We start from the raw sequence: 23,328 nt of genomic DNA, 5'->3' as shown, positions 1-23,328 counted from the left end.
GTTGGGGGTGCGGGGATATGGCGGACGCGCCCGACGGGGTGCCGGAGGGAACGCCGCGCGGCCGTACCCGGTGGCGCAGGTTCGCGTTGGTCGCTCTACCCGGCCTCGGGGCGGCGGGGCTGCTCGCCACGATGGGTTATCAGGGGCTGCTCGCCGCCGCCTTCGCCGTGTCGGGGGACACGATCAAGGTCTCCGCCGACGTCCTGGACGCCCGGGGATTCACCCAGTTCGGCTCCTTCGACCAGACCATCGACGGCACCAGCCTCCCGGTCGCCGTCACCACCATGGAGTCGGTGGAGATCCACGGCCTGTGCCAGTCGACGCTGCTCGAGACGCCGCTCGGCCCGGTCACGGTCCGTATCACCGCGGGCCACGACGAGCCGATCACGGGCAGCTCGGTGGTGTTCGACGCGGAGGAGTTCACCGCCGACGTGGAGTTCACGAACGTCGAGATCGGCCGGGACGCCAGCACCCTGGACAAGGCGGTCGGCGGCCAGGGACCGCCCGGAGGGTTCGGCCAACAGGCCGACACCCTCCTCCTCGTCGACCTCCGGTCGAAGCTCAGGGCGATCACGGCCGCGCACCTGCGCCTGCCCGACACGCACTTCGCCGTCGGGTTCGACGTACCGGAGTGCTTCTGACCATGCCCGACCCCCTGGCCGTCCCGCGTACCGTCTCGCGCGGACTCCGCCGCCGCCTCCGGGCGGCCGTGCGCGGATTCCGCCACTGGCGGTGGAGCCGCCCCTTCTGGGGCGGCCTGTTCCTCGTCGTGGCGGGGGCCGAGATCCTGGCCGCCCCCACCGCGCAGACGCTCGCGCTCCCCGCCGACCTGCTCCTCCTCGCGGCGCTCGCCGGTTCCTCGCACTACCTCATCGGTGCCCTGTCGATCGTCAACGGGCTGCTGAGCTGGGCGCGGCCCGACCACCACGCCTTCCACGGCGCTGTCGGGACCCTGCTCGCCCTGGCCTCGTTCACGACCTCGAACTTCGGCGGCTTCCTCCTCGGCATGCTGCTCGGGGTCATCGGCGGGTCACTCGTCCTCGCCTGGACGGCGGACCCGCGTCAGGGCGGTCGGGGCGGCGCCGACGCGCCCGCCGGACGGGCCCGGGGCGGCTGGTCCGCGCGCCTCAGGTCAGCCGTTCGTCGATCCAGTCGAAGACTCTCTGCTCGAACACGGCGCGACCGGCCGGCTCACAGTGCAGACTGGCTCCTTCGTCGGTGGTGAACCGCACCAACTCGCTGGGGCCGGGCAGCGCGTCGTGGAGCTGTTCGGACTGCCCCGGCCAGAAGACCTCGCCGTCGGGCGCGGTGATCAGCAGCGGTGTGGTGATGCGGTCCACGACCGGTGCGAGTGTGTACCGGTCGAGCTCCGTGAACAGGTCGAACGGGGAGAGATCGCCGTACGGCTTGGACCGCCACCGCCAGATCGCGGCGCTGGCGGGGTCGGCGGCGATGCCCTCCCGCATGTACCGGTCGAAGGAGTCGCGCTCGCCCGCCTCCCACAGTTCGCGCATCTCCCGGGGTATGTGCCGCCACCACGAGGTCGACACGTCCGTCACGCCCGGGTCCGCGACGGCGGCGGCGATCCGGTGCTCGAACGCCAGCGCCCGGGGCACCCAGTATCCGCCCTGGCTGATGCCGACCAGGGCGATCCGCTCCGGGTCGACGTCGGGCCGGTCGAGGAGGAAGTCGACGACCGGGGTGATGACGTGCTCCCAGTCGTGGCGGAACGGCACCTCGCGCAGGAACAGCATCGACTGCTGACCCGGCCCGTCGAACAGCAGCACGCGGTGGCCGCGCGCGACGGCGCCCGCGCCCACGAGCGACCACACGTCGGTGATCGCCCCGTCGCTGCCGTTGTTGACGATGACCGTCGGCAGCGGCCCGGAGCGGTCGGGCGGACTGAACAGGAATCCGGGCATGATGTCGCCCTCGTAGGGGATGGCGACGCGTTCCGCGGGAGGCGCGGAGGCGGCGCCGAAGCGTTCGAAGCAGTCCCGGTGCTCGTGGAACACCGGGACGAGCCGTCCGGGGTCCTCGGTCGCGTCGACACCCACCAGCGCGGTGGCGAAGTACTTGGCGGCTCGGAGGTAGCCCTCTCCGGCGCTGACCCGCCGCCCCCGGGCGTCGGACCCCTCGGCCTCCCAGCGGACCCGGCGTGCCAGATCGGTCCACGCGGTGAACCACGCCTCGGCGTCACCGCCCGGAGTGATCCGGGCCGCCGTCGCGAGGACCTCCCCGACGTCGGCGGCACGGCGGTAGGCCGCCCCGAGCGCGAGCAGCGCCTCGTAGTCGAACTGGTCGTCGTCGAAGAGTCGAAGCCGCATCCGCCCACCCGCCGTCGGTACCGGCGGTCACCTGCTTTCCCTGGCCGCCGGGTGCGTCCAACCGCCAGGTTAGGTCCGCACACCCCGCTGACCCGGGCAGGCGCGCCGCTGGCCACGACGGGGGTTCCGGGAGGGGCGGACGGGGCCGCGCCCGGGCGTGATGTGACCCGTGTCATACAGTGGGTGGCCAGGGGACGGGAAAGCTCCGTGGCGGTGCCCGGGTGCCACGCACCACACCCCGGCGGGGCCGGGCCGAACGCCATTCTCTAACATTTTCTATTATGGACGTTGCTGAGAGAGGGGGCAGTGACCCTGCCCCCAACCTGGCCGAGGGGTTCCCCGAAGCCACCCGCGAGCGGTGGCGTGAACTCGTCGCGGGAGTGCTGCGCAAGAGCGGTGTCGCCGAGGAACGGCTCGTCGACACCCCCGAAGGGGTGCTCGCCACCCCCACCTACGACGGGTTCGAGATCGACCCGCTCTACACCGAGGAGCCGGCCCCCACGGGCCAGGGCTATCCCGGACAGCCGCCCTTCACCCGGGGCTACCGCCCCGAGGGGGCGGCCACGGACGGGTGGGACATCCGTGCCCGCCACACCGACACCGACCCGAAGACCCTCGCACGGCGCCTGCACGCCGACCTGATGAACGGCGTCGCCTCCCTGTGGGTCGGAGTCGGCGGCGACGCCCTGCCGACCGCGTCGCTCGGCGAGGCCCTCACCGACGTCTACCTCGACCTGGCACCCGTGGTCCTGGACCCCGGAGCCGACTACGCCGACGCCGCCCGGGCCCTGTTGGAGGCGCACGCCGACGCCGGGGTCCCCGACGGCCGGATCATCTCCCACCTGGGCATCGACCCGTTGACCACCGCCGCCCGGGCGGGGGAGCGGCCCGACCTCGAAGGCCCCGTCCGATTCGCGGTCGAGTGCGCGGCGGGCCGTCCCGGACTCGGCCTGCTGATCGCCGACGGCACACTCGCGCACGAGGCGGGCGGCTCCGAGGCCCAGGAACTCGGTTCCGCGATCGCCGCCGGCACCGCCTACCTGCGCGCCCTGCACGAGGCCGGGATGGACCCGGCCGACGCCGCGCGCCGGATCGAGTTCCGCCTGGCCGCCAACGCCGACCAGTTCACGGTCATCGCCAAGCTCCGCGCCGTCCGCGCCATGTGGAACCAGGTCCTGGCCGCCTGCGGTCTGGCCGCCGACCAGCGCGCCATGCGCCTGCACGTCACCACCTCCGAGGCCATGACCACCCGCCGGGACCCGCACGTCAACATGCTGCGCACCACCGTCGCGTGCTTCGCCGCCGGGGTCGGGGGCGCCGACGCGGTCACCGTGGCCCCCTTCGACTCCGCCGTGGGCCTGCCCGACGACTTCGCGCGCCGGATCGCCCGCAACACGCAGTCACTGCTCATCGAGGAGTCCCACCTGGCCCAGGTCATCGACCCGGCGGGCGGCTCCTTCTACGTCGAGGCGCTCACCCGCGACCTCTACCGCGCCGGCTGGGCGTTCTTCCAGGAGTTGGAGGCCGAGGGCGGCGCCGCCGACGCCCTCGCCAGCGGACTGCTGCGCGAGCGCGTCGACGAGGTGTGGGAGCGCCGCCGGATCGACATCGCGCACCGGCGCGCACCGCTGACCGGCGTCAGCGAGTTCCCCGACCTCGACGAGGCGCCGCTGGTCCGGCCCGCCGATCCGGTGCGCCTGCCCGTCGGCCCGCACCGGTCGAAGGGGTTCCCCGTCCGGCGCTACGCCCAGGAGTTCGAGGCCCTGCGCGACCGCGGCGACGCCCAGACCGGCGACACCGGACACCGGCCGACCGCATTCCTGGCCACGCTCGGCCCGGTCGCCGCGCACACCGCCCGCGCCTCGTTCGCCGCGAACCTGCTCGCGGCGGGCGGCGTCGCGGTCGAGCGGCCCGGCCCGCTCGACGACGCCGACACGGCCGCGCGCGCCTTCGCCGCCTCCGGCTGCCGGGTCGCGGTCATCTGCTCGTCGGACAAGGTCTACGCCGAGCACGCCGAGGCCACCGCCCGCGCGCTGAAGGGGGCGGGCGCCCGCCGCGTCCTGCTCGCCGGATCACCCCGGGACACCTACCGCGAGGCCGGGGTGGACGTCTTCGCCCACCAGGGCTGTGACGCGGTCGCCCTGCTCACCGACCTGCTGGACGTCCTGCTCACCGATCCCCCGACCCCGACCCGACCCGCGACCTCCGAGGGGGAGAACGCATGATCCCCGACTTCTCCCGGGTGGCCCCCGAGCCGCCCGAGTTCACCGGTGACGGAGCCGCCGCCTGGCGCGAGGCCGTCCAGGAGCGCGGCGGCGAGGCGGTCGACGCCCTGGAGTGGGAGACCCCCGAGGGCATCGCGGTCAAGCCGCTGTACACCCCCGCCGACCGGGCGGGCCTGGACTTCGTCGGCGGCCTACCGGGCATCCCCCCGTACCTGCGCGGGCCCTACCCCACCATGTACGTCAACCAGCCCTGGACCATCCGCCAGTACGCGGGCTTCTCCACCGCCGAGGCGTCCAACGCCTTCTACCGGCGCAACCTGGCGGCCGGCCAGAAGGGCCTGTCCGTCGCCTTCGACCTGGCCACCCACCGCGGCTACGACTCCGACCACCCCCGCGTGGCCGGTGACGTCGGCATGGCCGGGGTGGCGATCGACTCCATCTACGACATGCGCCAGCTGTTCGACGGCATCCCGTTGGACCGCATGAGCGTGTCCATGACCATGAACGGCGCGGTGCTGCCCGTCCTGGCGCTGTACATCGTCGCCGCCGAGGAGCAGGGTGTGTCCCCCGAGCAGCTGTCGGGGACCATCCAGAACGACATCCTCAAGGAGTTCATGGTCCGCAACACCTACATCTACCCGCCGCGGCCGTCGATGCGGATCATCTCCGACATCTTCGCCTACACCTCGCAGCGGATGCCGCGGTTCAACTCCATCTCCATCTCCGGCTACCACATGCAGGAGGCCGGGGCCACGGCCGACCTGGAGCTGGCCTACACGCTCGCCGACGGCGTGGAGTACATCCGCGCCGGTCAGCGCTCCGGCCTGGACGTCGACCGGTTCGCGCCGCGCCTGTCGTTCTTCTGGGCGATCGGCATGAACTTCTTCATGGAGGTCGCCAAGCTGCGCGCCGCCCGCCTGCTGTGGGCGCGCCTGGTCAGGGACCTGGGGGCGGTCAAGGACAAGTCGCTGAGCCTGCGCACCCACTCCCAGACCTCGGGGTGGTCGCTCACCGCCCAGGACGTGTTCAACAACGTCGCCCGCACCTGCGTGGAGGCGATGGCCGCGACCCAGGGGCACACCCAGTCCCTGCACACCAACGCCCTCGACGAGGCGCTCGCCCTGCCCACCGACTTCTCCGCGCGCATCGCCCGCAACACGCAACTGCTGTTGCAGCAGGAGTCCGGCACCACGCGGGTGGTCGACCCGTGGGGCGGCAGCTACTACGTCGAACGGCTCACCCAGGAGCTGGCCGCCAAGGCGTGGGCGCACATCCAGGAGGTCGAGAAGGCGGGCGGCATGGCCGCGGCCATCGACGCCGGTCTGCCCAAGATGCGCATCGAGGAGGCCGCCGCGCGCACCCAGGCGCGGATCGACTCGGGGCGTCAGCCGGTGATCGGCGTCAACAAGTACCGGCCCGACACCCACGACGAGATCGACGTGCTCAAGGTCGACAACGCCGAGGTGCGCGCCCAGCAGCTCGACAAGCTCCGCCGCCTGCGGGAGGAGCGCGACGAGACGGCCGTGCGCGCCGCCCTGGACGCGCTCACCGAAGCCGCCGGGCGCGAGTCCGTCGCCGACGAGTCGCTCACCAACAACCTCCTCGCCGCCGCCGTGGACGCGGCCCGCGCCAAGGCCACCGTGGGGGAGATCTCCGACGCGATGGAGAAGGTGTTCAGCCGTCACTCCGGTCAGATCCGTACCATCCAGGGTGTGTACAGGGACGAGGCCGCCGGAAGCGGCGACGCGGCGGGGCTGATGGAGCGGGTCGGCGCCCGTGTCGACGAGTTCGCCGAGACCGAGGGGCGCCGCCCCCGCATCCTGGTCGCCAAGATGGGCCAGGACGGGCACGACCGGGGGCAGAAGGTCATCGCGACCGCCTTCGCCGACCTGGGCTTCGACGTCGATGTCGGCCCGCTGTTCCAGACCCCCGCCGAGGTGGCGGTCCAGGCCGTGGAGGCCGACGTCCACGTGGTCGGGGTGTCCTCGCTCGCGGCCGGGCACCTCACGCTGGTCCCGGCGCTGCGGGAGGAGCTGGCCAAGCTCGACCGCGAGGACATCATGATCGTCGTCGGCGGCGTGATCCCCCCGGCGGACTTCGAGCCGTTGCGGGAGATGGGCGCGTCCGCGATCTTCCCGCCGGGGACGGTGATCGCGGAGGCCGCGATCGACCTGCTCGACCAACTGGAGGAGCGGCTCGACCATCGGGAAGGGGAGTGAGAGTGGCCGATGACGGCACGGCCGCCACGACGCGCGGCCGTGGACGCCGACCGGTGGACGTGGACGCCCTGGCCGAGGGGGTGCTGGCCGGGCATCGGCCGACCCTGGCGAGGGCGATCACCCTCGTGGAGTCCCGCCGCCCCGACCACGCGCGGGCTGCCCAGGAGCTGCTGGTCCGGTTGCTCCCGCACACGGGCAAGGCGCGGCGGGTCGGGATCACCGGGGTGCCCGGGGTCGGCAAGTCCACCTTCATCGACGCGCTCGGCGGGCGGCTCACCGCGGCCGGTCACCGGGTGGCGGTGCTGGCGGTCGACCCCTCCTCCACCCGGACCGGCGGCAGCATCCTCGGTGACAAGACGCGGATGGCCCACCTGTCGGTGGACCCCAACGCGTTCATCCGCCCCTCGCCGACGGCGGGCACGCTGGGCGGGGTCGCCCGGGCCACCCGGGAGACCATGCTGCTCATGGAGGCCGCCGGGTTCGACGTGGTGCTGGTGGAGACGGTCGGCGTCGGCCAGTCCGAGGTCACCGTGGCCGCGATGGTCGACTGCTTTCTCTTCCTCACCCTCGCGCGCACGGGCGACCAGCTGCAGGGCATCAAGAAGGGGGTCCTGGAGCTGGTCGACGTGGTCGCGGTGAACAAGGCCGACGGACCGCACGCCGACGACGCGCGCCGGGCCGCCCGGGAACTGTCCCGCGCGATGCGCCTGCTCCAGCCGGTGCACCCCGACTGGCGCCCGCCCGTGCTGACGTGCAGCGCCCTGACCGGGGACGGGCTGGACGAGGTGTGGGAGACCGTGGTCGAGCACCGCGCCGTGCTGGAGCGCGGCGGCGGGCTGGAGGAGCGCCGCAGCCGCCAGCGGGTCAGCTGGATGTGGGACCAGGTGCGCGACCAGGTGATGGACACGTTCCTGCGCGATCCGGGGGTGAGCGAGCTCATCCCGCGGTTGGAGGAGGAGGTACGCTCCGGGGAGACCACCGCGACCCTGGCGGCGCGTGGACTCGTCGAGTCCTTCACGCGAACGATCACACGGAGTGAGCGTTCCTCGGACGAGTGAACCGAAAGTGACGGTGGGTAGTGTGACGCCGGCCACGGGCTTTTCACGGGCGGAAAAACCGGCTCTCATGTCGTGAAATAACACGGTGTCAACGGGCGAAAACGGGCCTGCCGGACCGGGTTCGTGCCCAAGAGGCGAAAATTTCTTCTCCGATGGCATTCCCGAACGGCCCGTTCGCCTATACCGTGTGTGTCCAACGACTTACCAGACTCGCGGACGCGCCAGCTTCGTCCCCTCGGTGGTCGGCTCTGTGGGAGTGGGGCCGATCGCCGACGGCGCGGTCCGCCAGTCTGCGTATGGTGAGACGAAGGGACCCCCGCCATCCGACGTGGGGCCGGGAGGAGTGATCGTGCACAGGCTTGGACTGAGCACGCGAGTAGACAGCCGCAGTGTCATCGTCGCGATCGAGGGTGAGCTCGACATCGCGACCGCCGCCGACCTCCAGCAGCACATCGAGTCCGCGATCGACGACCACGGGTCGTTCCTGATCCTGGACCTGTCCGCCCTGGACTTCATGGACTCCAGCGGACTCAACGTCATCATCAACGCCTACCGAACCGTCCGTGAACAGGGCGGCTCCCTCGCGCTGGCCGCGTTGAACGAGCGCGTCACCAAGGTCGTCCGCCTGGTCGGCCTGCACCGCCAGGTCCCGGTCCACCAGACCGTGGCCACCGCCATCGCCGCCATGGACGCCCTGGAGGCCAAGCGTCAGGCTGGGTAGTCTTCGGGAGCGTGACCCGACTCCTGCCCTCCAGTCCCATCGATCTGTCGTGGGACCACAACAGCCACTATCACGGTCATCTCCTCCGCCAGGTGCCCTCTGGCCGGAGCCGCGCCCTCGACGTCGGGTGCGGTGACGGGCGGTTTGCCCGGGCGCTGGCCCAGCGCGGCCTGACCGTCGACGCCGTGGACGCGTCGGCGGACATGGTCGGGCTCGCCCGCGAACGGACGCCGCCCCGCCTGCCCGTGCGCTACCAGCACGCCCGTCTGGAGGAGGCCGAGCTCGCCCCCGAGGGGTACGGCTTCGTCAGCGCCATCGCCAGCGTGCACCACATGCCCCTCGGCCCGACCCTCGAACGGCTGTCCTCCCTCCTGGAACCCGGCGGGGCCCTGGCCGTCCTCGGCCTCTACCGCGAGGAGGGGTGGGGAGACCTCGCCGCCGGCCTGGTCGCGCTCGGGCCGCAGTGGGCGATCGGTCTGGGGCTGCGCGCGGCCCGACTCGCGACGGGCACACCCGACCTGGCGCGGATCTGTGACGGTGCCGAGAGGATGCCCATGCGCGACCCGGAGACGAGCCTGCGGGAGATCGGCGCCACCGCCGCACGGCACCTGCCCGGAGCGCACCTGCGCCGTCTGCTCATGTGGCGGTACTCGCTGGTGTACACCCGTCCGGAGTAGGGGCACCGGGGACGCGTGTGCCCGGGACCGGGCGGATCGTCGTCCCTCCTCCCTAAGCTGGCCGCGACCGGCCACCCCCTACCGAGAGGACGACGACCGTGCTCATCATCGCCGGAAGCATCACTGTGGATGCGTCGGACCGCGACGCCTACCTCCGGGGCTGCTCCGCGGTCGTGGAACAGGCTCGTTCCGCGCCGGGGTGCCTGGACTTCGCGCTCTCCCCGGACCTGCTCGACCCCGCGAGGATCAACATCTACGAACGGTGGGAGTCCGAGGCCGACCTGGAGCGCTTCCGGGGTTCCGGACCCGCCGAGGACCAGGAGGAGGAGATCGTGTCGGCCTCGGTGGCCCGGTACGTCGTCTCCTCCGTCGGGGCTCCCTGACACCGGGCCACCGCTCAGTCGGAGCGGTCGGCCGGTTCGGTGACGCGTCCGGTCACCTGACCGTTCCCGCCTTCGTCCACCCGCCCGTTCCCGGCCCGGGTGCGGTCGAGTTCGGCCTTGAGGTCGACGACCAGCGACCGGAGTTCGCGCAGCTCCACCCTCGTGAGAGCGTCCTCGGCGTCCCTCTTCTCACCCTCGATGGTCTTGACGAACCAGGAGGCCAGGACGCCGGTGATGACACCGAGCAGGGCGATGCCCACGATGAACAGGCAGATCGCGATCAGCCGTCCCGTGTCCGTCACCGGGTAGTGGTCGCCGTAGCCGACCGTGGAGATCGTCACCAGGGTCCACCAGGAGGCGTCGCCGATGGTGGTGATGTTGGCGCCCGGGGCGTCGCGCTCGGCCTTCAGGACGGCGAGCGAGGCCACGAGCAGGATGATCACGGTGAGCGTGGCGGTGTAGAGCACCACGTTCCCGCGCGCGGACACCGACAGCTTCCGGTGCAGGATGGACACCACGCTGAGCAGCCGCACCAGCCGCAGGGGGCGCAGCATCGGCAGCAGGCAGACGGCCAGGTCGAGGAGGTTGGCGCGGACGAACGCCCACCGGTCCGGGGCCAGGTACAGGCGGGCGGCGTAGTCGACGGTGAACGCGAACCAGACCACCCACGCGGCGGCGGAGCAGACGTCCTGCCACTGTTCGGACAGGTCGGCGTCGAGGATCGGCCAGGCGTAGGCGGCCAGGAAGCCCACGGCCAGGGCGAGCAGGGGCCACTCGGTGGCGTTCTGCCACCGTTCGAGACGTTCGGGGCTGCGGGCGTCGGTGCGTGTCTGGGGTTCGTCCACGGTCATGATTCGATCAGCCTCGGATGGACTCGGGGAAACGCGCAGGTCGCGATGGGGTTGCTCTTACCGCTGGCCGGGTTGGGGACCCTGTGGCGGCTGGGGTCCCGTGGGTCCCGTGGGTCCCTGGGGCCGTTGGGGACCTGAGGGGGCCTGAGGCTGACCGGGGTGCTGGGGGCCGGTCGGTGCCTGCGGCGGCTGGGGTTGCTGGGGCGCCTGGAACCGCTGCTGGGGAGCGCCCGGGGCCTGGTGACCGTACGGCTGACCCGGGTGGCCCGGCTGACCCGGGTGGCCCGGGTGGTGCGGTGGGACGTGGTGGCCTTGGGCGGGCTGGTGCTGCGGGAATCCGTGCGGTGCCGGGGCGGTGGGCTGACCCTTGCCGCGCGCGCTGAGCACGGCGAACAGCAGCAGACCGATCGCGATGGTCACCAGGACGGGGCGGACGATGTTGTAGGTGGCGACCAGCCCCATGTACGGCATCGGTCCCCCGGCGACCGTGTTCCCGAACGGAGCCAAGATGGCGAAGTCGTACCAGATTCGCCACCCGATGATGGCAACCCCGCACAGGGCGAGCAGTCCACCGCCAGCGAAGATGAGCCCCTTGCCGCTGGGTGACCCGGCGGCGCGCACCAGCGCGATGACGCCGGGTACGAGGTGCGCCGCGATGGTGAACAGGATGCTGAGAACGAGGTAGATCATGATTGGCTCCGCTGTCGTTGTCGGTGAGGTCAGCGCTTGACCACGGGACCGGTCTGGTGGGGGCCCTGGGGCGGTCGCGGTGCACCTGGTGCGGGGCTGACGGCGGGTTTCGCGTGGCGGCGCGTGGCGGCGAACACCAGGAGGATGATCCCGGCGCCGAACAGGGCGAAGGACAGGTAGGAGATGAAATCGATCACGAGACCGGCCGCGTTGAAGCCGAGATACGGGCCGATGAACGAGTGGATCGGGATGGACCAGAGCGCGAGAATCAGGTCGGTGGCCCCGCTGACCAGGACGAGAGCGCCGCTGGTCAGAGTGAGGCCCTTGCGGCCCACCGGGGCCATGAGGCCGCAGACGATGATGCCGATACCCGTGAGCGAGGTCAGGACCGGGCCCACCAGGAACGGGAGAGGGATGGAGTTCACGGGGCTCCTCGGGGAACGGTGACGCGGGAGGCATGGGGCCGTGGTGCGCACCCGAGGGTAGTCGCCCGCCTCGAGCAGGGTCGATAGTCAGGCCGGATGTGGCCGGACCCCGGCGCGGGTTCGCGTTCGTCCTAGTCGAAGACCTCGATCGGGCATCGGGCCGCACCGCTGCGGGCTATGCGGGCATCGCTGGTGACCAGCGTGCCTCCCAGGGCTTCGGCCAGTGCCACATAGGTGGCGTCGTAGGCGGACAGGTTCGCGCGGAGCACCTTCACACGGGGCCACAGGGGAAGCGCGTCGTATCGGTCGATCGGTAGCCGTCCATAGGCGAGTATCGCCGCGTCCGCCTGGTCCGGCGTGATCTTCCCGCCGCGAGCCATGCCGAGGAGTGCCGACATGACCTCGGTGTCGAGAAGGTACGGGGCACACAGGAGGTCGTCTTCGGCCACCCGGTCGGCCACAGCCGAACCGACCGGGCCGACCGCTGTCAGCATCTCGACGAGCGCTGAGTGGTCTGTGACGATCAACGTCCGGCTCGCCCCTCATCGATGGCGGTCAGGACGTCGGAGACGGTGACGTCAGACTGAGCGGTACGACGGGCGGCCTCCACGGCGTCGGCCAGGGTGGGCTTGGAGACGTCACGGGTGAGCACGGTGCGGGCGTACGCCTGGAGGGACTGCCCGGCCTTGGCGGCGCGGATCCTCATCTCCCTGACGACTTCTTCCGGCATGTCGCGGATGGTGAGAGCAGTCATGAAAGCATTCCATCTCCATTGGAAGCATGATGCATTCAAAGGCGGGCGAGGCCGCCGGGGTAGACGCGGTGCTCCCAGAACACGAGCGGGCGGGGTTCCTCGGTGGCGGTGCGCATCAGACGGCCACCGCCGTCCGGTTCCGGGCGGTGAACGAGGGATGGTCGGGCGCGAGGAGATCGCCCTCGGGGATCGTCCGGGGCGCGGGGATCGGGTCGGGGCTGGCTCCCCAGGAGCGCAGGCGGGCGGCGGCCCCGTGCTGGGCGCGGGAGAGGTCGCGTTCGTGGGCGGTGTAGTAGGGGCGCACGAGGGCGACATCGTCGGCCGGGACCGGCGCGGGCGGCGGGGTCAGCCGGGGAGCGGGTCGGGAAGCCGGGGCGGCGGCCTGCTCCGGAGCGGGCATCGGCGCGTAGCGGCGGACCCGGGTGGAGCGGCGACGGCGGGCGGCGGCAGCGGAGTGGCGCCCGCGCGCGGGGGAGAGGAGGGCCCTCAGGATCTCCAGGGTTGGGCGCAGGAGGGCAGGGATAGAATAGGCCATGTCGGCAATCTTTCGGTTAAAGAGTTGAGTTGCTGGCCACGGCCCCGGATGTCTTTCAAACGTCGCGGGGTCTTCGTGTGTGCGGTTGTGGTTGGGACACAGATTAGGGGAGTTCGGGGGGAGGAGCGAAATTTTCGGTGGGAAAGGTGGGCCGGGAGAACCAGGTTTCTTGTTGTGCCAGTTCAGGGCGGGTGGGGAGAAGAACCAGCCCGTTTTGTCGCGATAGTTTTATTGGTGATGTTTGCCTGAATTGGTGTGCTGCGCGGAGTGCCCGTGAAAGCGAAAGGGGCGCCTCCTCCGAACGGAGGGGCGCCCCATGGTGCGTGTGGTGCTCAGCCGTGCCGCCTGAGGGAGTCCACGAGGGAGGTCCACTCGGCGGCACCGAACGTGAGGTGCCCGAGTTCTCTGTTCTGGGTGTCACGGATCAGGACGGTCTGGGGGGTTTCGTTGACCTCCACGCAGCTCTGATCGCGCATGCTGTAGCTCGACTTGTGCCAGCTGTTCACAGTGCCTGCCTCATCTCTTTCAACTTCCGCGCTGAGGAGTCCGGGGGGAGTGCCCACGCCTGGAGCCTGCCGAAGACCGCCTCCAGGTTGCGGATCTCACGGGTGTCGGCGAAGAGGAGCTCCCCAACCGGGTGCTCCACGCACAGGACGGCCTGCTCGTCCCCGATGTATATCAACCTGAATGGTCCATTGATCCAGGCGAGGTCGGGTACCCCCGCCGGGAGGATCTGGACGGTGATGTTGGCCCGTTCGGATTCCTGGACGAGCCGCTCGATCTGCTCACCCATGACCTCGGCTGGCATCGGCAGCGAGAGCGCGGTCTCGGCCAGGATGACGTTGAGGGCCAGGCCAGCGTCGGTTCTCAGGTCCGCGCGCCACGATGCCCGGGTACGGATGACGTTCTGGATGTGGTCCTCCGACGCGCCCGGGACCGACTGTGAGATGAGCAGCCGTGCGTACTCGGAAGTCTGGAAGAAGCCCGGAACGACCAGGGGATGGAAGAAGCGGATCTCCCGGGCGCGCTTCTCGTAGTCACGCGACTGCCGGTACCACTCGGGCTCCGTCCTCGCCTTGAGCACGTCCCCCCACTCGCGGAGCAGGGCGCCGTTCGTACGCAGCGCACGATCCAGCGCGGTCACCACGTCCCCGTTCGGGGCTCTTGTCGCGTTCTCGATCTTGCCGAGGTAGGACGCCGACCAGTCCGTCCTCCTGGCGAGTTCGTTGAGCGAAAGCCCCTGCCGCCTACGCAGCCGCTTCACCCGCTGACCGAACCTGACCCACTCCGGCTTTTGGGGTTCGTCCATGCGTACAGCCTGTCAGTGAACGCGTACGCGTACGTACGGAAGTCCCCAGATCCCCGCCATCCCGTAGAACCGCTTTCCTCGCGTCCGGCCCCTGCCACAGCCTGAGGAACGAGGAAGTCCCGGCGATCGCTTCAACGGCCCCGGGACCCGGTTCACACCCGCGCTCTCAGGACGACAGGTACGAACATGAACGAGGCTACTCCGCGACGCGAGCCCGCGACGGGCGTCCCCCGCCAGCGCACCGCGATCGTCCCACCGCCCCGGCGGCTGAGCTTCGCCGATCCCCACCGGTGCGGGATCGTGCTCGGCCACGACCCGGGCCACGTCCGTATCGCCCGCGTGTGGGCGCACCAGATCGCCCGCACCACGCCCAACGCGGCCTTCCCTCTGGTCGCGGTGGCCAGCGAACTGGTGACCAACGCCCACCGGCACACCCGGTCCGGCGACCCCGGCGGGGCCGTGACGGTGGTGGTCGAGCGCCGCCGCCACGTCCTCATCCTGACCGTCACCGACAACGGTCCCCGCCCCGGCCCGACGATCCCGGTGCCCCGGATCGAGGAGGGAGGGGACCCGCTGCGGGGCGGCGGATTCGGACTCCGCATCGTCGACGCCCTGGCGTCGTACTGGGACTGGAGCGGTTCGGCGGGCGGGCCGCTGACCGTCCGCGTGCTCCTGGAGCGGGACGTCGCCCCCGGACTCCTGGCGGTCGTCTAGACCGCCGTCCGCCCCTGCCGGAGGGGGAGGGGCGAACGGCCCTCGTCAACTGGCCCCGTCAGAGGCGTTCGGATCGCTTTTACGGGTTCTCGGGGCCGCAGTACTCCGTCCACTTGTCCGCGAATCCGTCGTCGTACCCTCGCTTGTACTCCTCAGAGGCACCTTCCTGGTACGCATGGTCCGGGATTCCGGAGCAAGGATTCGGAACGAAGGCCATATGTTCGGACGCGCTGGCCTCCCCGTCGTCATAACCGTCCTCGTAGGTGGCGAAGCGAATCGGGAAGATCTCACGCTCCAGTTCGTCCACACGCCGTTCGAGTTCGGCGATGCGCTCGGCGTCCGAAGGGGCCTGTGCGGCAGCGGGAGCGCATCCGGTGACCAGGGCCGCGAGCGCGGCCACGAGCAACAGCTTCTTCTTCATATCTCTCCTCGGCTCGGGGTGGAGGAACGGGGGAAGAGAAAATCCGACCGCGACCAGCTGTCCTGATCACATTCACGCCGTCGGAATTCTTCACCCGATCGCACATCGGAACGGCTGCATCCGACAGCAGCCGTACGGATGGATGCCCGGGCGCCATCCGGGGTAGTCCGTTTCACCGGGGCCGATAGTGGCCACCCCCGGCCGGTTCTTCGGAACGCCCTCCGTCCAGAGGAGAATTCACCCGGCTCACCCGCCCGCGGGCCGCGCTCGCACAGCGGCCGGACGGCTCGTCGCGCCTGTCGCTGCGACCGTCCGCTCAGCGGCACTGGTCGTCGACGTACCCCTCGAAGTCGGGGAACTCCTCCCCGGCCAGCCGGAGGATCTCCCGCCACGGCCGCCGCGAGTCCGGGGCGTGGCGCTCGGCGATCGCCACCGCGTCGGGATCGACGCCCTCGGGCTCCTCGTCGTAGGCGACCTCGCACGGTCCGATCCCCTGGGCCAGCAGCCACAGGAAGGACGCCAGGTCCGCGGCCATCACCGCGGTCTGCCCCTCCGACCCGAGGTACACCACGGGCTGCTCCGTCAGGGGCCGCCCCTCCCGGACCAGCCACAGGCCGACGTAACCGCCCGCGCCCTCCATCCCGAAGAAGCGGAACTCGCTCCCGTCGGCCTCATCGTTGCCGGTCCACTGCCGGTACCACCACGCGGTGTCGTCGGGATCCTCGAACCGCTCGTACATCTCGAACTCGGGTGGGCCGGTGGCCCCGATCCGGGCGAGGTCGGCCAGCATCGGGGGGAAGGCGAGATCGGGCATGGCCGAAAGCTACCGCCCCGTAGGGACATCCCGCCTCAGGACGGTCGGCGGGGGTCACCATAATGACGGGATGAGCGAACACGCGGACCTCCCCGAAGCAGTCGACGCCAAGGCACTCCTCGCCCTCTCCGAGGACCACCACGAACGCACCATGCGGTTCCTGGGCACCAGCGAGATCAGCGGCCACCTCGTCAAGGCCTACGCCCTGGAGGCGCCCGGGCGCACCGTGACGGACGGGGACGAGGACGAGGCGCTGCGGATCGCGGAGGGCCACCTGTCCCTCGGCGAGTCCCGGGGCTCCCTCGGGCTGGCCGTGGTCATCGCGCACGCGGGCGGCGACGGCGACTACGTCCTCGTCCACAGCTGGATCGAGGGCCACATGTCCGACCTGGCGATCTTCACCGGTCCGGCCGGACGCCCCGACCTGCTCCGGCCGGGGCGCGTGGGGCTGGCGCCCTGCGTCTGGGAGGCCGAGATCCTGGCGCACGAGCGCGACGTGTTCGCCTGGCACGTCCTCGACGGCGAGGGGGACGTGTCCGACCGGCTCACCACGTGGTCGGAGGACGTCATCGAGGGCGCGTCCCGGTGAGCGCGGCGAACGTGCGGCGCGCCCGCCCCGAGGACCTGCCGCGCGTCGCCGCGCTGGCGGCCGAGCACGCCGCCTACGAGAAGGCCCCGCCGCCCGCCCCGGACCTCGCCGAACGGCTCGGCGCCCTCCTCTTCGGCCGGGCCGAACCCCGCCTGCACTGCCTCGTGGCGGAGGACGCCGACGGCGAGGTCGTCGGGTACGCGACCTGCTCCCCGGAGGTCTCCACCTGGGACGGGTGCGAGTACCTGCACATGGACTGCCTCTTCCTGCGCGACGGGACCCGGGGGGCGGGGCTCGGCGCGCGGATCATGGACGCGGTCGCGGACACGGCACGCGGGCTCGGCCTCACCGAGGTGCAGTGGCAGACCCCGGTCTGGAACGAGGACGCGATCCGCTTCTACGACCGGCTCGGGGCGCGCGCGAAGGAGAAGCTGCGCTACACGCTCCCGGTCGCCGCGGACGGGGACGCGTAGCCGACGGCGAGCGGCTGGCCGGGGTCCCGGTCACGCCGGCGGCGGGAGGGCGCGTTCGAGGGCGTCCCGGACTCGCTCCTGGCCGCGATCGCGGCCAGGCCCTCCCGCGCGGCCGCGAGGCGCCCGGGTCTGAGGACGCGTCTTGGTGAGCCGGACCCGGATCAGGCGAGGACGACGCGCGTGCCGCCCTCGGCCAGGACGTCGAGTACCTCGGCGAACAGGTCGTAGGGTCGACCGTCCGGTCCCAGGGCCCGGGACAGGTGCTCGCGTGCGGTCGCGGCGTCCCGCCACAGCAGGGTCGCGGGGGCGGTGCGGCCGAGGCCGCCGCGCAGACAGTCGACGATGGCGTCCAGGCAGCCGCCGAAGTACCCCCCGGGTCCGTTCACCGCCTCGCCGAGCGCCAGGTAGAGCCCCGGTTCGTCGGTGACGCACCGGCCGTCGAGTTCGTAGGTGTGACCGGCGGGCCGGTCCTGGTCGGCCTGTCGGCAGCCCCGCTCCCGGACGAGGTCGAGCCAGGCCCACCGCTCCCGGGTGCCGAGGCCGCTCCAGGCCCCGGACGCATCCGGCGGCCCGGTGAACCACCGCTCCCAGAGGGGCCGTGCGTGCTCGGGGACGGGGGTGAACGACTCCCCGTCGAGCGCCAGGTCGATCAGGTCCGTCCCGTGGGCGTGCGGCCACCAGTCGACGACCCGGGCCCACAGCAGCCGTTCGGTGAGCGGCTCGCCCCGGTCGTCCCGTACCGCCAGGGCGGCCTCCTCCAGGTCCAGAGCCCGCCGGGTGCCCTTCGCCAACGCCGCCCGCAGCCGGTCACCCGGGGCGAGTCCCCGCAGGACGAGCGGGGGCGCCGCCCGCTCGGGCGGCAGGACACGGGCGAACTCCCGGCAGGAGCCCAGCCACCGGTGCTGGTCGTGCACCCGGACGGCGCCCCTGTACCCCTCGGGCGGGCCCTCGTGGTCGTCCAGCCCGGTGAGCACGAGACCGCCCGCCCCGGAGTGCCGCCCGAGGCTCTCCGCGTCCTCCAGGAGCCAGGGACCGAGCTCCTCGTCCTCCGGCACCAGCCACACCCGGTCCCCGACCCAGCCGTGTGCCCCGGCGCCCTCCGGTCCCCAGCCGAACAGTTCGTACGTCCCGCGCCGGGGTTCCCCGAACAGCCCGTCCACCTCCGCGCACACGCCCCAGACGTGGCCGTGCTCCGTCTCCGCCAGTTCGTACCGCCCGTGTCGGCGGCGGTCTCCATTCCCACGCACGACGGGAATCATGCCGCACCGGGTGTCACGCCGGCGGCGGGAGGGCGCGTTCGAGGGTGTCCCGGGACCCGCTCCTGGCCGCGATCGCGGCCAGGACCTCCCGTGCGGTGGGAGCCACGGCACACGCCCGCTCCTACCGGCGGTTCGCGTCCTGGGCGTCCACGTGCTCCCGGAAACGCGGGAACTCCTCCCGGGCCAGTTCGAGGATCTCCTCCGGGCCGCGACGCGCGCCCGGGGCGTGCCGCTCGGCCACCGCGACGACCTCGGGGCTGGTGCCGGTGGGACAGGGCTCCTCCCCCAGGGCCACGAAGGGGTGGACCCCGTGCGCCAGCAGCCACAGGTAGGAACCGAGGTCGGGGGCCATGACCGCCAGCTCCCCCTCGGAGCCGACGAAGACGACGGGCTGTTCGGTCAGGGGCCGCCCCTCGCGGACCAGCCACAGACCGACGAGCCCGCCGCCCCCTCCATCGCGAACAGGCGGAACTCCCGGCCGTCGGCCTCGTCGCTGTCGGTCCAGGCCCGGAACCACTGCGCGGTCTCGTCCGGGTGCCCGAACCGCTCGAACAGCTCCAGGTCGGCCACCAGGCGGCCGGTGACCCGCACGAGGTCGGCCAGCATCGGGGGAAACTCCAGCTCGTCCATGCCGGAAAGATAGCCCGGCCCGCGGACACCTCCGCCGCCGTTTCGTGACCGATGACGGGCAATCCGACCACGGTGGTCGCTCCGAATCCCCCACACCCCATGAGAGGACGAGCGGAGAGGACGCATGGTCACCGGCCAGAACACATCCGCGCGCAGGCGGGTCGCGGTCATCGGCGCGGGCGTCGCCGGACTGACGGCGGCCCACGTGCTGCGCCACGACTTCCAGGTCACGCTGCTGGAGGCGGACGACCGCCCGGGCGGACACGCGCACACGCACCGGGTCGGCCCCGCCCCCGGGACCTGGGTCGACAGCGGCTTCATCGTGCACAACCGCCGCACCTACCCCCGGCTGCTGCGGCTGTTCGACGAACTCGGCGTGGCCACCCGGCCCACCGAGATGAGCATGTCCGTCAGCTGCGACGGCTGCGGCCTGGAGTACGCGGGCGCGCGCGGCCCGCTCGCCCTGCTGCCCGGCCGCTCCGGGCGCGGTCCCGCCTTCGCGCACATGCTCACCGAGATCCCCCGCTTCCACCGCGCCGCCCGGCGCGTCCTGCGCGTGCGGCACCACGTCGGACCCCGGGAGCCCACGCTCGGCGACTTCGTCCGCGCCCACCGCTTCCGCCCCTACTTCGTCGCGCACTTCCTGCTGCCGCTGGTGTCGGCGGTCTGGTCGTGCCCGTCGGGCACCGCGCTGGACTACCCCGCCCGCTACCTCTTCGCCTTCCTCGCCAACCACGGCATGCTCGGCGTGTGGGGCTCGCCCGAGTGGCGGACGGTCTCGGGAGGCTCACGCGTCTACGTGGAGCGGCTGGTCGAGAACCTGCACAGCGTCCGCACCGGAGCGCGGGTCACCTCCCTGGCGCGGACCCGCTCGGGGGTCCGGCTGCGGGTGAACGGCGAGGAGGAGGACTACGACGCGGCGGTCGTCGCCACCCACGCCGACCAGGCACTGGAACTGTTGGAGGCGCCCACCCCCACCGAGCGCGAGGTGCTCGGCGCCTTCCGCTACTCCCGCAACCGCACCCTGCTGCACACCGACACCTCCGTGCTCCCGCGCGACAGCGGCACGTGGTCGAGCTGGAACCACCGCCTGGCCTCGTGCGACCCCGACGGCGACCCGGTGCGCGTCAGCTACCACATGAACCGGCTCCAGCGCCTGGACGGCGCGGAACAGTACGTCGTCACGCTCAACGACGACGGCGCGGTCAAACCCGACGCCGTCATCGCCGGGATGGACTACGCCCATCCCGTCTACACCCCGGAGTCCGTGGCCGCGCAGCGCCGACTGGGGGAGCTGAACGACGGCCTGGTGGCCTTCGCGGGCGCCCACCACGGCTGGGGGTTCCACGAGGACGGGTGCCGCTCGGGCGTCGTGGCGGCCGCGAGCCTGGGGGTGCGCTGGTGAACACGGTCCCGGTTCCGGCCCTGTACGAGGCCACCGTCCGCCACGTACGCGCCGAACCGGTGCGCAACGCCTTCGCGTACGGCACCTATTACTGGCTCGTCGACCTCGACGACGTCCCGCGCCCCCGGTGGCCCCTGCGGCTGTGGTGCGACTTCCGCGCCGCCGACCACGGCGCCGGCTCGGCGCCGACCCTGCGCGCCGACCTCGAGGCCTTCCTCGCCGGGCACGGTGTCGACCTCGGCGGCGGCCGGGTCCTGATGCTCGCCCATGCTCGGGTGCTCGGCCACGTCTTCAACCCGCTCACCGTCTACTGGTGCCACGGCCGCGACGGCTCCCTCCGGTGCGTGGTCGCCGAGGTGCACAACACCTACGGAGGCCGCCACCGCTACCTCCTGGAGACCGACGCGCGGGGCCGCGCGGAGGCGGACAAGGTCTTCCACGTGTCCCCCTTCAACCGGGTCGAGGGCCGCTACCGCCTCAGCCTCCCGTCCCCGGGGAGCCGTCTCGCCCTCACCGTCGCCCTGCACCGCGAGGGGCGGCCGCCCCTCACCGCCTCCGTCCGCGGCACGCACCGGCCCGTCAACGCCGCGTCGCTGGCACGGCTGGCCCTGCGCCACCCCGTCGCGCCCCTGACCGACGCGCTGCGGATCCGGATCCAGGGGATCGGCCTCTACCTCCGAGGCCTCCCGGTCCAGTCCCGCCAGCCCCGCGCGTCCGACGACCACGCATCCCACGAACAGGCAGGACACACACCATGAACACGATCAGCACACCGCCGCCCCCGACCGTGGACGCCCAGCGCTGGCCCGACGTGGCGCGGGTTCCCGCCGCCGGGGTGCGCGCCCGTCTGGCCCGCCTCCTGACCAGACGGGTGTCCGAGCGGTTCGGCGTCCACGTGCACGTCGGTGACGGCGAGCCCACCGGTGGCGGCGAGGCCCCCGTCCTCCTCCTGCGCGATCCGGACGCCTTCCACCGCCGACTGGCCGCCGACGGCCTCATCGGCCTCGGCGAGTCCTACATGGCGGGCGAGTGGGACTCCCCCGACCTGGTCGGGCTGCTCACCGCGCTCGCGCGCGTCTACGAGGACCTCGTGCCGCGCCCCCTCCAGCCGCTCCGGCACGTCACCCTTCCCCGGCGCCCCGCCTCGGAGCGCAACACGCGCGGCGGCGCCAAGCGGCACGTCAGCCACCACTACGACCAGTCGAACGACCTGTTCGCCACCTTCCTCGACCCGACCATGACCTACTCCAGCGCCCTGTTCGCCCCCGACGAGCCGCGCACCCGCGCCACCCTCGCCGGGGCCCAGGGACGCAAGATCGACCGCCTCCTGGACGGGGCCGGGGTCACGTCGGGCACGGAGCTGCTGGAGATCGGCACCGGGTGGGGCGAACTCGCCCTGCGCGCGGCCCGGCGCGGCGCGCGGGTCACCTCGGTCACGCTCTCGGCCGAGCAGCGTGACCTGGCCCGCGAGCGCGTCGCCGCCGCCGGCCTGTCCGACCTGGTCACCGTCGAGCTGTGCGACTACCGGGACGTCACCGGCGCCTACGACGCGGTGGTCAGCGTGGAGATGATCGAGGCCGTCGGCGACCTCTACTGGCCCGTCTACTTCACCGCGCTCGGCCGCCTGACGCGCCCCGGCGGACGGGTCGGACTCCAGAGCATCACCATGGGGCACGCCATGATGCGCGCCTCGCGCGGCTCCTACACCTGGATGCACAAGTACGTCTTCCCCGGCGGGCTGATCCCCTCGGCGACGGTGATCGAGCGGGAGCTGCGGGAACGCACCTCCCTGGAGATCGTCGACCGGACGGCGTTCGGCGCCGACTACGCCGACACCCTCCGCCTGTGGCGCGAGGCCTTCGAGGGCGCGGCCGACCGGGTCGCCGCGCTCGGTTTCGACGACGTCTTCCGCCGCATGTGGACCTTCTACCTCTCCTACTGCGAGGCGGGGTTCCGGGCGGGGATGCTCGACGTCGAGCAGTTCGTCATGGAGCGGAGGGCGTGACGGCCGTGGCCGCGCTCGGAGTGAACCTGGCCGCCACCGCGGCGGCCCTGTTGGCCCTGGTCCTGGGCGCCTTCGTCATCGGCAGACGGGTGGGACGGCACAGCGTCATCGACGTGGCATGGGGGATCGGCTTCGTCGCGGTCGCGGGGATCAGCGCCCTGCTCGCGACCGCCGACCCCGCCCGCGCCTGGCTGCTGTTCGCGCTCACGGCCGTGTGGGGTGTCCGGCTCGCCGCCCACATCGGCACGCGCGCCCTCGGCCACGGGGAGGACCCCCGCTACGACCGCCTCCTGTCCCGCGCGCCGGGCAGCCGCGACGCCTACGCCCTGCGGATGGTGTACCTGCTCCAGGGCGGCCTGATCTGGCTGATCTCCCTCCCCGTCCAGGTGTCCGCGCACACGTCGTCGCAGCTCGGCCCGGTCGCGTTCGCGGGCGCGGCCCTGTGGCTGTTCGGGTTCGCCTTCGAGGCGGTCGGCGACGCCCAGCTGCGCCGGTTCAAGGCCGACCCGGCCAACCGGGGCCGGATCATGGACCGGGGTCTGTGGGCGTGGACCCGCCACCCCAACTACTTCGGGGACGCCTGCGTGTGGTGGGGGCTGTTCCTGGTCGCCTGCGGGTCCTGGTGGGCGCTGCTGACGCTGCCCTCCCTGGCGGTGATGACCTACCTGCTTACCCGGGGGTCGGGGCAGCGGCTGCTGGACGAGTACATGTCGGACCGGCCCGGCTGGACCGAGTACGCCGACCGGACCAGTGCCTTCCTGCCCCGGCCGCCCCGGCGGAGGTGACCGCCGGCGGGGCGGCGGTCGACGCACGTCAACGGGCCCGTGACCTGACCTCCGTGATG

Annotated in this window: 29 protein-coding genes; 15 read left to right on the top strand and 14 right to left on the bottom strand. The window is 72.1% G+C overall.

Translation table 11 applies throughout. The annotated features are described in order from the left end of the window. Positions 1-17: 17 nt before the first annotated feature. Together KIK06_RS20290 and KIK06_RS20285 are read left to right on the top strand one after the other, a co-directional pair. On the top strand, positions 18-641 hold the full coding sequence (locus KIK06_RS20290; RefSeq protein WP_268644705.1) for a DUF6230 family protein: 624 nt from the start codon (positions 18-20) through the stop codon (positions 639-641). 2 nt (positions 642-643) lie between these two features. Next, positions 644-1,225: a DUF6114 domain-containing protein gene (locus KIK06_RS20285; RefSeq protein WP_268644704.1), complete on the top strand. Its 582-nt coding sequence runs from the start codon at positions 644-646 to the stop codon at positions 1,223-1,225. On the opposite strand, the gene KIK06_RS20280 is transcribed toward KIK06_RS20285, so the two are convergent. Then, entirely contained in the window at positions 1,128-2,327 is a 1,200-nt protein-coding gene (locus KIK06_RS20280) for an alpha/beta hydrolase family protein (RefSeq protein ID WP_268644703.1), read from the bottom strand. The genes KIK06_RS20285 and KIK06_RS20280 overlap by 98 nt on opposite strands. A 281-nt stretch (positions 2,328-2,608) precedes the next feature. Here KIK06_RS20280 and KIK06_RS20275 point away from each other — a divergent pair, with 281 nt between their 5' ends. The 6 genes from KIK06_RS20275 (at position 2,609) to KIK06_RS20250 (ending at position 9,610) form a co-directional block, all read left to right on the top strand. Next, positions 2,609-4,552, top strand: coding sequence for a methylmalonyl-CoA mutase subunit beta (locus tag KIK06_RS20275; protein ID WP_268644702.1), 1,944 nt, complete (start codon positions 2,609-2,611; stop codon positions 4,550-4,552). After that, a complete protein-coding gene (gene scpA, locus KIK06_RS20270; RefSeq protein WP_268644701.1) occupies positions 4,549-6,771 on the top strand; it encodes a methylmalonyl-CoA mutase in 2,223 nt (740 codons plus the stop codon). The genes KIK06_RS20275 and scpA overlap by 4 nt, the downstream gene beginning before the upstream one ends. Positions 6,772-6,773: 2 nt before the next feature. Next, complete coding sequence (meaB, locus tag KIK06_RS20265; RefSeq protein WP_268644700.1) at positions 6,774-7,829, top strand: methylmalonyl Co-A mutase-associated GTPase MeaB; 1,056 nt, start codon at positions 6,774-6,776, stop codon at positions 7,827-7,829. Between the two features lie 349 nt (positions 7,830-8,178). Next, positions 8,179-8,550 (top strand): STAS domain-containing protein, encoded by a 372-nt coding sequence (locus KIK06_RS20260; protein WP_026127954.1) that lies wholly within the window; start codon positions 8,179-8,181, stop codon positions 8,548-8,550. 38 nt (positions 8,551-8,588) lie between these two features. Beyond that, positions 8,589-9,227, top strand: coding sequence for a class I SAM-dependent methyltransferase (locus tag KIK06_RS20255; protein WP_268646088.1), 639 nt, complete (start codon positions 8,589-8,591; stop codon positions 9,225-9,227). 98 nt (positions 9,228-9,325) lie between these two features. Further along, positions 9,326-9,610, top strand: coding sequence for a putative quinol monooxygenase (locus KIK06_RS20250; protein ID WP_268644699.1), 285 nt, complete (start codon positions 9,326-9,328; stop codon positions 9,608-9,610). Positions 9,611-9,624: 14 nt separating this feature from the next. On the opposite strand, the gene KIK06_RS20245 is transcribed toward KIK06_RS20250, so the two are convergent. From KIK06_RS20245 to KIK06_RS20210, 8 genes are all read right to left on the bottom strand, one after another. Next, positions 9,625-10,455, bottom strand: a complete 831-nt coding sequence (locus KIK06_RS20245; protein ID WP_268644698.1) for a potassium channel family protein — start codon at positions 10,453-10,455, stop codon at positions 9,625-9,627. A gap of 63 nt (positions 10,456-10,518) precedes the next feature. Next, complete coding sequence (locus tag KIK06_RS20240) at positions 10,519-11,151, bottom strand: hypothetical protein (protein WP_268644697.1); 633 nt, start codon at positions 11,149-11,151, stop codon at positions 10,519-10,521. A gap of 29 nt (positions 11,152-11,180) precedes the next feature. After that, entirely contained in the window at positions 11,181-11,576 is a 396-nt protein-coding gene (locus KIK06_RS20235; protein WP_268644696.1) for a hypothetical protein, read from the bottom strand. A gap of 131 nt (positions 11,577-11,707) precedes the next feature. Beyond that, positions 11,708-12,103: a type II toxin-antitoxin system VapC family toxin gene (locus KIK06_RS20230; protein WP_268644695.1), complete on the bottom strand. Its 396-nt coding sequence runs from the start codon at positions 12,101-12,103 to the stop codon at positions 11,708-11,710. Continuing rightward, positions 12,100-12,330 (bottom strand): FitA-like ribbon-helix-helix domain-containing protein, encoded by a 231-nt coding sequence (locus KIK06_RS20225; RefSeq protein ID WP_268644694.1) that lies wholly within the window; start codon positions 12,328-12,330, stop codon positions 12,100-12,102. The genes KIK06_RS20230 and KIK06_RS20225 overlap by 4 nt, the downstream gene beginning before the upstream one ends. A gap of 115 nt (positions 12,331-12,445) precedes the next feature. Further along, the gene (locus KIK06_RS20220) at positions 12,446-12,865 is read right to left on the bottom strand and encodes a hypothetical protein (protein WP_268644693.1); all 420 of its coding nucleotides are present in this window, start codon (positions 12,863-12,865) and stop codon (positions 12,446-12,448) included. A 332-nt stretch (positions 12,866-13,197) separates the two neighbouring features. Next, complete coding sequence (locus KIK06_RS20215) at positions 13,198-13,371, bottom strand: DUF397 domain-containing protein (protein WP_268644692.1); 174 nt, start codon at positions 13,369-13,371, stop codon at positions 13,198-13,200. Next, positions 13,368-14,174, bottom strand: coding sequence for a helix-turn-helix domain-containing protein (locus KIK06_RS20210; RefSeq protein WP_268644691.1), 807 nt, complete (start codon positions 14,172-14,174; stop codon positions 13,368-13,370). Before KIK06_RS20210 ends, KIK06_RS20215 begins: the two co-directional genes overlap by 4 nt. A 186-nt stretch (positions 14,175-14,360) precedes the next feature. On the opposite strand from KIK06_RS20210, the gene KIK06_RS20205 reads away from it, so the two are divergent. Beyond that, positions 14,361-14,888, top strand: a complete 528-nt coding sequence (locus tag KIK06_RS20205) for an ATP-binding protein (protein ID WP_268644690.1) — start codon at positions 14,361-14,363, stop codon at positions 14,886-14,888. Positions 14,889-14,967: 79 nt separating this feature from the next. On the opposite strand, the gene KIK06_RS20200 is transcribed toward KIK06_RS20205, so the two are convergent. Together KIK06_RS20200 and KIK06_RS20195 are read right to left on the bottom strand one after the other, a co-directional pair. After that, complete coding sequence (locus KIK06_RS20200) at positions 14,968-15,309, bottom strand: hypothetical protein (protein WP_268644689.1); 342 nt, start codon at positions 15,307-15,309, stop codon at positions 14,968-14,970. 316 nt (positions 15,310-15,625) lie between these two features. Further along, on the bottom strand, positions 15,626-16,123 hold the full coding sequence (locus KIK06_RS20195; protein WP_017600568.1) for a hypothetical protein: 498 nt from the start codon (positions 16,121-16,123) through the stop codon (positions 15,626-15,628). A gap of 70 nt (positions 16,124-16,193) precedes the next feature. Here KIK06_RS20195 and KIK06_RS20190 point away from each other — a divergent pair, with 70 nt between their 5' ends. Continuing rightward, complete coding sequence (locus tag KIK06_RS20190; RefSeq protein ID WP_268644688.1) at positions 16,194-16,712, top strand: hypothetical protein; 519 nt, start codon at positions 16,194-16,196, stop codon at positions 16,710-16,712. After that, positions 16,709-17,185, top strand: coding sequence for a GNAT family N-acetyltransferase (locus tag KIK06_RS20185; protein WP_268644687.1), 477 nt, complete (start codon positions 16,709-16,711; stop codon positions 17,183-17,185). The genes KIK06_RS20190 and KIK06_RS20185 overlap by 4 nt, the downstream gene beginning before the upstream one ends. A 161-nt stretch (positions 17,186-17,346) precedes the next feature. On the opposite strand, the gene KIK06_RS20180 is transcribed toward KIK06_RS20185, so the two are convergent. From KIK06_RS20180 to KIK06_RS29270, 3 genes are all read right to left on the bottom strand, one after another. Next, the gene (locus KIK06_RS20180) at positions 17,347-18,432 is read right to left on the bottom strand and encodes a barstar family protein (RefSeq protein ID WP_268644686.1); all 1,086 of its coding nucleotides are present in this window, start codon (positions 18,430-18,432) and stop codon (positions 17,347-17,349) included. 133 nt (positions 18,433-18,565) lie between these two features. Continuing rightward, complete coding sequence (locus KIK06_RS29275; protein WP_327084656.1) at positions 18,566-18,796, bottom strand: hypothetical protein; 231 nt, start codon at positions 18,794-18,796, stop codon at positions 18,566-18,568. Positions 18,797-18,843: 47 nt separating this feature from the next. After that, complete coding sequence (locus KIK06_RS29270) at positions 18,844-19,074, bottom strand: hypothetical protein (protein WP_327084655.1); 231 nt, start codon at positions 19,072-19,074, stop codon at positions 18,844-18,846. Positions 19,075-19,198: 124 nt separating this feature from the next. Between KIK06_RS29270 and KIK06_RS20170 the strand changes: the two genes are divergently transcribed. The 4 genes from KIK06_RS20170 to KIK06_RS20155 are packed head-to-tail and all read left to right on the top strand — an operon-like array spanning position 19,199 to position 23,269. Next, entirely contained in the window at positions 19,199-20,479 is a 1,281-nt protein-coding gene (locus tag KIK06_RS20170; RefSeq protein WP_268644685.1) for an NAD(P)/FAD-dependent oxidoreductase, read from the top strand. Beyond that, positions 20,473-21,237 carry a DUF1365 domain-containing protein gene (locus KIK06_RS20165; RefSeq protein WP_442789829.1) on the top strand — a complete coding sequence of 255 codons (765 nt, stop codon included), beginning with the start codon at positions 20,473-20,475 and terminating at the stop codon, positions 21,235-21,237. Before KIK06_RS20170 ends, KIK06_RS20165 begins: the two co-directional genes overlap by 7 nt. Continuing rightward, on the top strand, positions 21,234-22,484 hold the full coding sequence (locus KIK06_RS20160) for an SAM-dependent methyltransferase (protein WP_268644683.1): 1,251 nt from the start codon (positions 21,234-21,236) through the stop codon (positions 22,482-22,484). Before KIK06_RS20165 ends, KIK06_RS20160 begins: the two co-directional genes overlap by 4 nt. After that, complete coding sequence (locus KIK06_RS20155) at positions 22,481-23,269, top strand: DUF1295 domain-containing protein (RefSeq protein ID WP_268644682.1); 789 nt, start codon at positions 22,481-22,483, stop codon at positions 23,267-23,269. Before KIK06_RS20160 ends, KIK06_RS20155 begins: the two co-directional genes overlap by 4 nt. Positions 23,270-23,328 lie beyond the last annotated feature (59 nt).

It is taken from the genome of Nocardiopsis sp. EMB25, from assembly GCF_026797795.1.
Taxonomy (GTDB): domain Bacteria; phylum Actinomycetota; class Actinomycetes; order Streptosporangiales; family Streptosporangiaceae; genus Nocardiopsis; species Nocardiopsis lucentensis.
This window is presented reverse-complemented; position numbering and strand designations above follow the sequence as displayed.